At 55.7% G+C, this 12,780-nt stretch carries 11 protein-coding genes and 2 tRNA genes; all 13 read right to left on the reverse strand.

Translation table 11 applies throughout. From position 1 onward, the window contains the following. Positions 1-168: 168 nt before the first annotated feature. A complete protein-coding gene (gene pnp / locus B195_RS19315; protein WP_003439642.1) occupies positions 169-2,274 on the reverse strand; it encodes a polyribonucleotide nucleotidyltransferase in 2,106 nt (701 codons plus the stop codon). A gap of 223 nt (positions 2,275-2,497) precedes the next feature. Continuing rightward, a complete protein-coding gene (gene rpsO / locus B195_RS19320) occupies positions 2,498-2,767 on the reverse strand; it encodes a 30S ribosomal protein S15 (protein ID WP_003439639.1) in 270 nt (89 codons plus the stop codon). Positions 2,768-2,929: 162 nt separating this feature from the next. Next, a complete protein-coding gene (gene truB, locus B195_RS19325) occupies positions 2,930-3,847 on the reverse strand; it encodes a tRNA pseudouridine(55) synthase TruB (protein WP_003439625.1) in 918 nt (305 codons plus the stop codon). Positions 3,848-3,850: 3 nt separating this feature from the next. Then, a complete protein-coding gene (rbfA, locus tag B195_RS19330; protein WP_003439623.1) occupies positions 3,851-4,252 on the reverse strand; it encodes a 30S ribosome-binding factor RbfA in 402 nt (133 codons plus the stop codon). 158 nt (positions 4,253-4,410) lie between these two features. Next, the gene (gene infB / locus B195_RS19335; RefSeq protein ID WP_003439621.1) at positions 4,411-6,918 is read right to left on the reverse strand and encodes a translation initiation factor IF-2; all 2,508 of its coding nucleotides are present in this window, start codon (positions 6,916-6,918) and stop codon (positions 4,411-4,413) included. 27 nt (positions 6,919-6,945) lie between these two features. Beyond that, positions 6,946-8,427 (reverse strand): transcription termination factor NusA, encoded by a 1,482-nt coding sequence (nusA, locus tag B195_RS19340; RefSeq protein WP_003439619.1) that lies wholly within the window; start codon positions 8,425-8,427, stop codon positions 6,946-6,948. Positions 8,428-8,474: 47 nt separating this feature from the next. Beyond that, entirely contained in the window at positions 8,475-8,933 is a 459-nt protein-coding gene (rimP, locus tag B195_RS19345; protein ID WP_003439616.1) for a ribosome maturation factor RimP, read from the reverse strand. A gap of 141 nt (positions 8,934-9,074) precedes the next feature. Then, positions 9,075-9,151, reverse strand: a tRNA-Met gene (locus tag B195_RS19350). Between the two features lie 96 nt (positions 9,152-9,247). After that, a tRNA-Leu gene (locus tag B195_RS19355) sits at positions 9,248-9,333 on the reverse strand. 29 nt (positions 9,334-9,362) lie between these two features. Continuing rightward, complete coding sequence (gene secG / locus B195_RS19360) at positions 9,363-9,746, reverse strand: preprotein translocase subunit SecG (protein WP_003439612.1); 384 nt, start codon at positions 9,744-9,746, stop codon at positions 9,363-9,365. A gap of 2 nt (positions 9,747-9,748) precedes the next feature. Then, on the reverse strand, positions 9,749-10,504 hold the full coding sequence (gene tpiA / locus B195_RS19365) for a triose-phosphate isomerase (protein WP_003439609.1): 756 nt from the start codon (positions 10,502-10,504) through the stop codon (positions 9,749-9,751). A gap of 66 nt (positions 10,505-10,570) precedes the next feature. Beyond that, positions 10,571-11,908, reverse strand: a complete 1,338-nt coding sequence (gene glmM / locus B195_RS19370; protein WP_003439606.1) for a phosphoglucosamine mutase — start codon at positions 11,906-11,908, stop codon at positions 10,571-10,573. A 16-nt stretch (positions 11,909-11,924) separates the two neighbouring features. Then, entirely contained in the window at positions 11,925-12,776 is an 852-nt protein-coding gene (gene folP, locus B195_RS19375; RefSeq protein WP_003439604.1) for a dihydropteroate synthase, read from the reverse strand. Positions 12,777-12,780: the final 4 nt, after the last annotated feature.

Below are 12,780 nucleotides of genomic sequence, written 5' to 3' on the forward strand. Positions count from 1 at the left end.
ATCAATCAAAAATCCAAAGGTCGTGCAGTTTGCATGACTGCCCGTCAATCTGCATGCAAGTTGCGGCTTTTTGCTTAATGGCAGTTGGCCTTGAATCTGCCAGCTTTCTTGCAGGCATAAAAAAAGGATCCCGAAGGATCCTTTTTTCAACGCCGGTTTCGGGGGCTATTAAGCTTCCGAAGCCTTGGCAGCTGCTACGTCCTTGATGGAGAGCTTGATACGGCCGCGGTTGTCCACGTCCAGTACCAGTACTTCCACTTCCTGACCTTCTTTCAGAATGTCAGTCACTTTCTCGACACGAGCATCGCTCAGCATGGAGATGTGCACCAGGCCGTCTTTGCCTGGCAGGATGTTTACGAATGCGCCGAAGTCGACGATGCGCTCAACCTTGCCGGTGTAGATCTTGCCGATTTCGGCTTCTGCGGTGATGCCCAGAACGCGCTGACGCGCCGCTTCTGCTGCTTCCTTGGTTTCGCCGAAGATCTTGATCGAACCGTCGTCTTCGATATCGATCGAAGCCTTGGTTTCTTCGCAGATTGCACGGATGGTCGCGCCGCCTTTACCGATGACATCACGGATTTTGTCGGTGTCGATCTTCATCGCAATCATGGTCGGAGCGTTGGCCGACAATTCGTTGCGCGATACGGCAATGATCTGGTTCATCTGACCCAAGATGTTCAGGCGAGCGTCCAGGGCCTGGCCCAGTGCGATCTCCATGATTTCTTCGGTGATGCCTTTGATCTTGATGTCCATCTGCAGCGCGGTAACACCTTTAGCGGTACCTGCTACTTTGAAGTCCATGTCGCCGAGGTGATCTTCGTCACCCAGGATGTCGGTCAGAACTGCGAATTTCTCGCCTTCTTTAACCAGACCCATGGCGATACCGGCAACCGGTGCTTTCATCGGCACACCAGCGTCCATCAGTGCCAGGGAAGCGCCGCAGACCGAAGCCATGGAGCTGGAACCGTTGGACTCGGTGATTTCCGATACAACACGGATGGTGTACGGGAATACGTCAGCAGCAGGCAGCATGGCCTGAACCGAACGACGGGCCAGACGGCCGTGACCGATTTCGCGACGACCGGCTCCACCCATGCGACCACACTCACCTACCGAGAACGGCGGGAAGTTGTAGTGCAGCATGAACGGGTCTTTCTTCTCGCCTTCCAGGGTGTCCAGCAGTTGTGCATCACGGGCAGTACCCAGAGTTGCAACGACCAGAGCCTGAGTTTCACCACGGGTGAACAGAGCCGAACCGTGGGTCTTTGGCAGAACGCCAACTTCGATGTTCAAAGGGCGAACGGTTTTGGTGTCACGGCCATCGATACGCGGCTTGCCGTTAACGATGTTTTCGCGAACGGTGCGGTATTCGATTTCGCCGAATGCAGCTTTGACTTCAGCAGAAGTCGGCTGGCCTTCTTCACCGGACAGCTTGGCAACAACCTGGTCTTTCAGTTCGCCCAGACGTGCATAACGCTCGTGCTTGACGGTCAGGGTGTAAGCCTGGGAGATCGCTTCGCCGAACTCGGCGCGGATAGCGGCCAGCAGAGCGGTGGCTTCTGGAGCAGGAGCCCAGTCCCAAGTCGGTTTTGCAGCTTCGGCAGCCAGCTCTTTAACAGCCTGGATCACTACCTGGAATTCGTCGTGGGCGAACAGTACCGCGCCCAGCATCTGGTCTTCGGTCAGCTCTTTGGCTTCCGATTCAACCATCAATACAGCTTCCGAAGTACCGGCAACAACCATGTCCAGGCTGGAAGCGGCCAGTTGCTCGTAAGTCGGGTTCAGCAGGTAGCCAGTGCTTTCGTGGTAAGCAACGCGGGCGGCGCCGATCGGACCATCAAAAGGAATACCGGAGATTGCCAGAGCAGCCGAGGTACCGATCATCGCAGCGACGTCCGGATCGGTTTTCTTGCTGGTGGACAGAACGGTGCAGACAACCTGCACTTCGTTCATGAAGCCTTCTGGGAACAGCGGACGGATCGGACGGTCGATCAGACGCGAAGTCAGGGTTTCTTTCTCGGAAGGGCGACCTTCACGCTTGAAGAAACCGCCCGGGATTTTACCCGCGGCGTAGGTTTTTTCTTGGTAGTGAACAGACAGAGGGAAGAAGCCCTTGCCTGGATCAGCTTGCTTGGAGCCGACAACAGTCACCAACACGCTGACGTCGTCGTCAACGGTGACCAATACTGCGCCGGAGGCCTGACGGGCGATACGGCCAGTCTCGAGGGTGACGGTCGACTGACCGAACTGGAATTTTTTGATAACCGGGTTCACGGTGTCCTACCTTCTTTGTGGCTCTTGGGGAACGGGTTTCTTGCGAAATACTGACGCAATGTCGGGTATTGACCCGACTCAGATGCTTACGAAAGCGGACGGCACGGTGAGCTTTCGTAAGAATCCGGCTGGTCCAGATAAAACTTGAGGCTGGAAGCCTGCCGTACACCTGCGGGAAACCCGCAGATACACGACAAACGACCAGCCTCTAGCAACATCGCTATTAGCGACGCAGACCCAGGCGAGCGATCAGCGTTTTGTAACGCTCAACGTTCTTGCCTTTGAGGTAGTCCAGCAGCTTGCGACGCTGGTTTACCATGCGGATCAGACCACGACGGGAGTGGTGGTCTTTTTTGTTTTCTTTGAAGTGACCTTGCAGCGTGTTGATGTTAAAGGTCAGCAGTGCAACCTGCACTTCTGGAGAACCTGTATCACCTGGAGCTTGCTGGTAGTCAGCTACGATTTCTGCTTTATGTTCGATTGTCAGTGCCATGGGGCATTTCCTTTCATTAGGGTTCTGCTTGCGAACAAGACAGATCCAATAGGCCGAGGACAAATCCTCGTATTTATAAGTGAGGAGTGACCGTGCCTAATAACAGCCACCCTCGTTCCAGTCTGGCCAAAGAGTATTACATCTCGAGCCAGCCTGTTCCGGTCATTCTGACCGAATCAGTCGACGCGGCGCGATGCGCCCGTCTTCGCTCACTTCACCGATACCGATAAAGCGACCGTTGTGATCTTGTACCCGCACCATGCCGAACTTCGGAGCATCCGGAGCGCGTACCGGTTGGCCATTAAGCCAATAGAATGCGCTGTGTTCCGAGAAGTGCAGCAAAGGCCAGTCCAGCAAACCGCTGTCCGATGGCATCAGGAAGCGGTCAACCGCTTCGTTTCCGCCTTCGGCATGCACAGCTTCCAACTCTTCCAGAGTGACCGTTTGGGCCAGGCTGAAAGGTCCGGCGTGTGTACGACGCAGCTCTGCAACGTATGCACCGCAACCCAGTTGCTCACCAATATCTTCCACCAGGGTACGGATATAGGTGCCTTTGGTGCAGTCGACGGACAAGCGCGCAGTGTCGCCTTCGCTGGCCAGTAATTCGAGGCGGGTAATAGTAACAGAACGCGGTTCGCGCTCCACCACTTCGCCTGCACGAGCCAACTTGTAAAGCGGCTGGCCGTCACGCTTGAGTGCAGAGTACATCGGCGGTATCTGACTGATTTGCCCACGGAATTTGGGTAAAACAGCTTCAATATCGGCGCGACCAACGGTCACCGGACGCGTCAGCAAAACATCGCCTTCGGCATCCGCTGTGGTCGTGGTCTTGCCCAATTGCATCAGGGTTTCATAACCCTTGTCGGAATCGAGCAGGTATTGCGAAAACTTGGTGGCTTCGCCAAAGCACAGCGGCAATACGCCACTGGCCAATGGATCGAGGCTACCGGTGTGCCCTGCCTTCTCGGCATTGAGCAGCCAGCGGACTTTCTGCAGGGCCGCGTTGGAGGTGAATCCAAGCGGCTTGTCGAGCAGGATGATACCGCTGACGTTACGACGGATACGCTTGACCTGAGCCACCGGTTACTCCTTGGTGTCTTCGGGAGCGGTGCCTTCAGGATGCTGATTGTCTTCAGCCACTGCACGCTCAATCAAGGCGGACAGGTGCGCACCACGCACGACACTTTCATCGTAGTGGAAGTGCAGTTGCGGAACGCTGCGCAGTTTCATTTCACGCGCCAGTTGCATGCGCAGGAAACCCGCTGCCGAGTTCAGCACCTTGACGGTCTGGGCGATGTCTTCAGCGTTGTCCTGGCCCATCACGGTGATGAAGATCTTGGCGTGACCGACGTCACGGCTGACTTCAACAGCGGTAATTGTAACCAGACCCACGCGTGGATCTTTGACTTCACGACGGATCAGCTGTGCCAGCTCGCGCTGCATCTGATCGCCAATTCGTTGGGTACGGCTATATTCTTTTGCCATGTCTTGTTACCTGTTACTCACCCATGGGAAACCCATGCGGTCTGAAAGCGGCAAACGCCCGGCCAGACAGAAGCCGGACCGGGCGTTGCGTTTAGAGTCCAGGCCGGGCACAAGGCATTTGCATGCCCTGGCTCGTCCTCGCTCTTGAGGCTCGCGATTTAGAGGCTGCGAGCAACCTGGACCTTCTCGAACACTTCGATCTTGTCACCGACTTTAACGTCGTTGTAGCTCTTGACGCCGATACCGCATTCCATGCCGGCACGTACTTCGGCAGCGTCATCCTTGAAGCGGCGCAGGGATTCCAGCTCGCCTTCGAAGATAACGATGTCATCACGCAGTACGCGGATTGGACGGTTACGGTGAACAACACCTTCCAGCACCATACAACCTGCGATAGCACCGAACTTAGGCGAACGGAATACGTCACGCACTTCAGCGATACCCAGGATGTTCTCGCGAACGTCGCTGCCAAGCATGCCGGTAAGGGCTTTCTTGACGTCTTCGATGATGTCGTAGATGACGTTGTAGTAACGCATGTCCAGGCCTTCTTGCTCGACAATCTTGCGCGCGCCAGCATCAGCACGAACGTTAAAGCCGAACAGTACAGCGTTGGATGCCAGTGCCAGGTTAGCGTCGCTCTCGGTGATACCACCGACACCGCCGCCCACTACGCGCACTTGCACTTCGTCGTTACCCAGGCCGCTCAGAGCGCCCTGCAGAGCTTCCAACGAACCACGGACGTCAGATTTGAGGACGATGTTAAGCGTCTTCTTCTCTTCCTGGCCCATGTTCTCGAAGATGTTTTCCAGCTTGCCTGCGTGAGCACGAGCCAGTTTCACTTCGCGGAACTTGCCTTGACGGAACAGGGCAACTTCACGCGCCTTCTTCTCGTCAGTCATTACGCTCATCTCGTCGCCAGCATCTGGCGTACCGTCCAGGCCGAGAATCTCGACAGGGATGGATGGACCGGCTTCCTTGATGGATTTGCCGTTCTCGTCGAGCATGGCGCGGATGCGGCCGTAGTTGGAACCGACCAGAACCATGTCGCCTTGGCGCAGGGTACCGTCTTGAACCAGAACAGTCGCAACCGGACCGCGGCCTTTGTCCAGACGGGACTCAACTACTACGCCACGGCCAGGAGCCGATGGAGTTGCCTTGAGTTCCAGGACTTCAGCTTGCAGCAATACGGCTTCGAGCAAGTCGTCAACGCCGGTACCCATTTTCGCCGAAACCGAAACAAACGGAGTGTCGCCACCCCATTCTTCCGACGTTACGCCGTGAACGGACAACTCGCTGCGGATGCGATCGAGATCAGCGCCCGGCTTGTCGATTTTGTTCACTGCAACAACCAGCGGCACGCCAGCAGCTTTCGCATGCTGAACAGCTTCGATGGTCTGCGGCATTACGCCGTCATCTGCAGCAACAACCAGAATCACGATGTCAGTCGCCTTGGCACCACGAGCACGCATTGCGGTAAACGCAGCGTGACCCGGGGTATCGAGGAACGTGACCATGCCGCGTTCGGTTTCAACGTGGTATGCACCGATGTGCTGAGTAATACCACCGGCTTCGCCAGCAGCTACCTTGGCACGACGGATGTAGTCGAGCAGGGACGTTTTACCGTGGTCAACGTGACCCATTACGGTCACAACCGGAGCACGGGAGAACGACTCGCCTTCGAACTTCAGGGACTCGGCCAGGGAATCTTCCAGGGCGTTGTCACTTACCAGAGTCACTTTGTGGCCCAGTTCTTCAGCAACCAGTTGAGCAGTTTCCTGATCAAGTACCTGGTTGATGGTTGCCGGAGTACCCAGCTTGAACATGAACTTGATGACTTCAGCAGCCTTGACCGACATCTGTGCAGCCAAATCGCCGACAGTGATGGTCTCGCCAATCTGTACGTCACGAACTACAGGGCCGGTTGGGCTCTGGAAACCGTGAGCGTTACGCTTCTTCAGCTTGCCCTTGCCACGACCACCGCGACGGAAGCTATCGCTTTCTTCATCGGAAGAGCGCGGAGCAACACGTGGAGTCGGTGCTTTTTCTTTAACCGATGCGCGATGCGGTGCGTTCTTGCGATCGCCGTCACCACTGCCGCGACGATTGTTATCGTCTGCGCGTGGTTTGTCCGGGCGACGCTGTTCGTCACGTTTACGTGCATCAGCGGCTGGCGCAGGTGCTGCAGCCGGTGCAGCCTGCACAGGTGCAGGAGCAGCGACAGCCGGAGCTGCTGCAGGAGCAGAGGTAGATGCAGGCTGACGGCGCGCGTCTTCTTCGGCGCGACGCTTGGATTCTTCTTCAGCCTTCTGACGTGCGGCATTTTCTACTGCACGACGCTCATCCATCTCACGCTTGCGCTCGGCTTCGATTTCTTCCGGGCTGCGTTGTACGAAAACTTTCTTCTTGCGTACTTCAACACTAATGCTTTTGCTGCCAGCTACACGCAGGGTACTGGTGGTTTTACGCTGCAAAGTGATCTTGCGCGGTTCTTCCACTTTAGCCTTGTGGCTGCTTTTCAGGTGAGTCAGCAGAGCCTGCTTCTCACTGTCGGTCACATTCTGCTCGGCGGCGTTGTGCGGCAGACCTGCCTCACGCATCTGCTGCAACAGGCGCTCAACCGGTGTTTTGACCTCATCGGCCAGTTGTTTCACCGTGACTTGCGTCATGCATTTCTCTCCTCAGGCCGCGCCTAATTACTCGAACCAATGGGCTCGGGCGGCCATGATCAACTTGCCGGCACGATCAGAGTCAATGCCGTCGATGTCGAGCAGGTCGTCAATAGACTGCTCGGCCAGGTCTTCGCGGGTAATTACGCCGCGCACCGCCAGTTCCATCGCCAAATCCTTGTCCATACCCTCAAGCGAGAGCAGGTCTTCGGCCGGATGGGCGTCTGCCAGCTTTTCCTCAGTAGCGATGGCTTTAGTCAACAAACGATCCTTGGCTCGAGCGCGAAGCTCGTTGACGGTATCTTCGTCAAAGCCATCGATGTTGAGCATTTCCTCCACCGGTACGTAGGCAATCTCTTCCAGGCTAGTAAAGCCTTCATCTACCAGTACCTGCGCCAGGTCTTCATCAACTTCAAGCTCTTCGATGAAGTTGCGCAGGATGTCGCCGGTTTCTGCTTGCTGCTTAGCCTGGATGTCCGATTCGGTCATCACGTTCAGGGTCCAGCCGGTCAACTGGCTGGCCAAACGTACGTTCTGACCGCCGCGACCAATCGCCTGGGCCAGATTGTCTGCGCCAACGGCGATGTCCATGGCATGGGCATCTTCGTCGACGATAATCGCCGCTACTTCTGCTGGCGACATTGCGTTGATCACGAACTGCGCCGGGTTGTCATCCCAAAGGACGATATCCACTCGCTCTCCGCCCAATTCGCCGGACACTGCCTGGACGCGCGAACCGCGCATACCGATGCAGGCACCTTGCGGATCAATGCGTTTGTCTTTGGAGCGAACGGCTATTTTAGCGCGAGATCCAGGATCGCGGGAGGCCGCCATCACTTCGATCAGGCCTTCGGAGATTTCTGGAACTTCAATACGGAACAGCTCGATCAACATCTCCGGCGCGGTTCGCGACAGGATCAGTTGAGGACCGCGGTTCTCGGTACGAATTTCTTTCAGCAGTGCGCGAAGGCGTACGCCAACACGGAAAGTTTCACGCGAGATGATGTCTTCACGAGCCAGCAACGCTTCTGCGTTGTTACCCAGATCGACGATCACATTGTCACGTGTCACCTTTTTAACGGTACCCGAAATAATTTCGCCCAGACGCTCACGATAGGCATCGACTACTTGAGCACGCTCGGCTTCGCGGACTTTCTGCACGATTACCTGTTTGGCAGTCTGTGCAGCAATCCGACCGAATTCGATAGAATCGATTTTTTCTTCGATAATATCGCCGGCTACAGCGCCTGGCTGTTTCGCCTGGGCCTGGTCTACCGCCAACTCGATTGCTGGATCATCCAGATCTTCGTCTTCGACCACAGTCCAGCGACGGAAAGTCTCATAATTACCGGTGTGGCGATTGATTTCCACACGCAGATCGACTTCGTCTTCAAAACGCTTTTTAGTAGCGGTGGCCAGAGCCAGCTCCAGCGCTTCAAAAATAACGTTTGCCGGTACGCCCTTTTCATTGGACACCGACTCAACAACCAGCAGTACTTCTTTGCTCATCGTACGCCTCGCCTTTCGCAAGCCATTGGATCCGCGGGATCCGCGTCTCAGTCAAAACTGGGAATAATGTTGGCCTTGTCGATCATATCGATCGGCAACAGGAATTCATGGTCTTCAACTTGCACCACGATGTCCTGCTCCTCTACGCCGCGCAGAAGGCCCTGAAAGTTACGTCGCCCTTCAAAAGGCGAGCGCAGCTTGATCTTCACTTGCTCACCGACATATTTCGCGAACTGTTCAAGAGTGAACAGCGGGCGTTCCATGCCAGGAGAAGAGACTTCAAGGGTGTATTCAACAGCGATAGGATCTTCGACATCCAGAACACCGCTGATCTGACGACTGACAATTGCACAGTCATCCACCAATACGCCGCCTTCCTTGTCGATATACACACGCAACATTGAATGGCGGCCTTGAGCCGAAAATTCAATACCCCAGCATTCATAGCCAAGGGCCACGATCACCGGGGCCAGCAAGGCCTGCAACTCTTCTAGCTTGCTCGACACTTGAACCCCCTAGTGCATGTTTGTGCATGCTGTGCAAAATGAAAAAATGGGCGAAGCGCCCATCTCTGAAACGTCGTTGAATACCGACGCTATAAAGTGTCCAGTTAACAAAAAGCCCCTAATAAGGGGCTCCGCTAAAACTGGTTGCGGGAGCCGGATTTGAACCGACGACCTTCGGGTTATGAGCCCGACGAGCTACCAGACTGCTCCATCCCGCGACAAAGCTGGAGCGGAAGTATACGGTTGATCCTTTTCAGGGTCAATCCAACCTTCCACATACAAGAAAGCCCGCTACTGCGGGCATTCTTGATAATTGGTACCGAGAAGGGGACTCGAACCCCTACACCCTATGGGCACAACCACCTCAAGGTTGCGTGTCTACCAATTCCACCACCTCGGCAATACTACAGTTACATCATGAAACCCGTTTTACTTTTGCTCTTGAGCTGGAGGTACGTCAGTCGCAGGAGTTGCCGACTTTTGCTCTTGAAGCACCGGAACATCATCTGAAGCCGGCTTTTGCACTGGAACTTCCAAAACCGCTGGATTTGGCAAACCTACTTGAGTCAGCTGTTCAGCTTTCTCTTTAGCAAAGTAACCTAACCCCAAGCTGGTTATGAAAAAACCTGCGGCAAGTATAGCAGTAAACTTACTAAGAAAGGTAGAGGAACCTTGGCTTCCGAACACAGTATTTGATGCACCTGCGCCAAAAGAAGCTCCAGCATCCGCTCCCTTACCCTGTTGCAGCAAAACCAGGGCAATTACACCCAAAGCTGTCAGCAGATGAAAAACAGTTACGACGTTATCCAGCATTTTCAGTTTCCTGCGGCACGAATAATCGCACCGAACTCATCTGCATTCAGGGAAGCCCCGCCAATGAGTCCCCCATCGATATCCGGCATGCTGAACAGTTCGACCGCATTGGCCGCCTTCACGCTGCCGCCGTATAGAAGCCGCACACCTTGCGCGACTTCAGAATTCTTTTGCGCCAACTGTGCGCGAATGGCCGCATGCACATCTTGCGCTTGCTGCGGTGATGCAGTCAGCCCGGTACCAATGGCCCAGACCGGCTCATATGCAATCACTGCATTTACAAAAGCCTCAATACCAAATGCGTCAATCACGACATCCAGTTGACGCCCTACCACTTCAAGGGTTTGCCCGGCTTCGCGCTGCTCCAGGGTTTCCCCTATACACAACACCGGCGTCAGACCAGAAGCCTGAACTGCTGCAAACTTGCGATTGAGGGTCTCATCCGACTCACCCAGAATCAGGCGACGCTCAGAGTGACCTACAAGCACCAATGCGCAACCCGCATCCTGCAACTGACTCGAAGAAATCTCCCCGGTCAGAGCGCCCTGCTTTGCTTCAACCGCAGCATTCTGAGCACCAACCGAAATTGGCGCGCCTTGTAAGCCTTTGATCACACGATCAATGAACAGGTCAGGCGGGAATACTGCAACATCAACACTGCCAGGCAAGGACAGATCACGCAGACCAACGATCAGCTCAGCGACGCTGGCGCAGGTACCGTGCATCTTCCAGTTACCAGCTACCATCATGCGACGCATGCTTTACCTCGTCGGTCAAAGTGGGCGCAGATGTTACCCAACCACATCCGCGCTGGCAAGTCGAATTCAGGCACAAACTTCACTTACTAGTTTTGCCAGCTCATCGGCATAGCCGCGAACCATATTTTCATCATCACCTTCGACCATTACGCGCACCAGAGGCTCGGTACCCGACTTGCGCAGCAATACACGCCCACGCCCTTTCATGGCTTCAGTGACCCGTGCGCAGGCCTCTTTGACGGCCGGGTGCTCGACCGGGTCAACACCACCACCAAACCGCACATTTACCAGCACCTGCGGACATTTACGCAACGCCTGACGCGCCTGGGCCAGACTGTCGCCACGGCGACGCAACGCCAGCAGCACCTGCAGGGCAGCGATAATCGCATCACCGGTGGTCGTATGCTGGAAGCACACGATATGCCCCGAGTTCTCACCGCCCACCTGCCAGTCGCGCTCTTGCAGGCCTGCAATCACATAGCGATCCCCGACATTGGCCCGAACGAAGGGAATGCCCAGGTCATCCAGCGCCAACTCAAGCCCGAGATTACTCATCAGCGTGCCGACGACACCACCTTGCAATTTGCCACGCTCATGCAAGTCGCGGGCAATGATGAACAGCAACTCATCACCATCAACAATCGCGCCCGTGTGATCAACCATCAGCACCCGGTCACCGTCGCCATCAAACGCGATACCCAGGTCCGCGCCCTCAGCCAGGACCGCAGCCTGCAACTGCCCCATATGGGTCGAGCCGCAATCATGGTTGATGTTCAAACCATTGGGCTGAGCCGACAACACAGTGACTTGTGCACCCAGCTCCTTGAAAACACTTGGCGCAACCTTGTAGGTCGCACCATGGGCGCAATCAATAACGATCTTCAGATCGCTGAAGTTGGTACTGCTCGGCACACTGCTCTTGCAGAATTCGATATAGCGACCCGGCGCATCATTGATACGCGACACCTTACCCAGCTTGTCGGAGTCAACGACGGTCATCGGAGTGTCCAGCAACTCCTCAATCATCAACTCGACGTCATCAGGCAACTTGGTGCCATCCCCCGAGAAGAACTTGATACCGTTATCGTCGTGGGGATTGTGCGAAGCACTGATCACAATGCCCGCTTCCGCATGGAAGGTGCGCGTCAGATAAGCAATGGCCGGAGTAGGCATTGGCCCCAACAGCATCACATCGGCACCGGCCGCGGACAGACCGGCCTCTAGCGCGGACTCGAACATATAACCGGAAATGCGCGTGTCCTTGCCTACCAGGATGCGACATGCACCCTTGCTGCGGAACGCCATACCCGCCGCCCAACCCAGCTTGAGCATGAAGTCAGGGGTAATTGGATAAACGCCGACCCGACCACGAATACCGTCGGTGCCAAAATATTTCTTCGTCATAAGTGCTCCATCATTCTTAGTCGGCGGACTCTACCGCTGCGATCATCCGTACCACATCAACTGTTTCGGCAACGTCATGGACACGCAATATTCGCGCACCCTTGGTCACGGCCAGCGCTGCCAGAGCCAAACTGCCATACAGTCGCTCTGTAACCGGCCGATTCAGCGCCTGCCCAATCATGCTTTTACGCGAAACACCTACCAGCAATGGTCGACCCAGTGCATGCAGGGCCTCCATGTGCTTAAACAAACTCAGGTTGTGCTGCAACGTCTTGGCGAAACCAAATCCCGGATCCAGCACTATGCGCTCAGACGCAATCCCGGCAGCGGCGCATTGCGCCATGCGTTCAGCAAGAAATGCCGACACCTCACCGACCAGATCAGTGTAATGCGGGTTGTCCTGCATATCCCCGGGCTCGCCGAGCATATGCATCAGGCATACCGGAAGACCTGTGGCTGCAGCAGCCTGCAAGGCACCTTCGCGGCGCAATGAGCGCACATCATTAATCAGGCCGGCGCCAAGGCGCGCAACCTCAGTCATGACGATGGGCGCGGAGGTATCGACCGAAATGATGACATCAAGTTCACGACTGATGCGCTCGACAACAGGCGCCACCCGATCAAGCTCTTCCTGTGGCGAAACCACCGGAGCACCGGGGCGAGTTGACTCACCGCCGACATCAATCAGGGTTGCCCCCGCAAGAACCATTGCCTGCGCATGGCGCATTGCCGCATCCACCGCAGCGAAGCGACCGCCATCAGAAAAGGAATCAGGGGTGACATTGAGAATGCCCATCACGTGCGGATGGGCCAAATCAAGAACCCGGTTGCCGCAAGGCAACCGGGTTGAGGGCTGAACAAAAGTCATTTCA

This window comes from Pseudomonas sp. Lz4W (genome assembly GCF_000346225.2).
In the GTDB taxonomy this organism is placed as follows: Bacteria; Pseudomonadota; Gammaproteobacteria; order Pseudomonadales; family Pseudomonadaceae; genus Aquipseudomonas; species Aquipseudomonas paraversuta.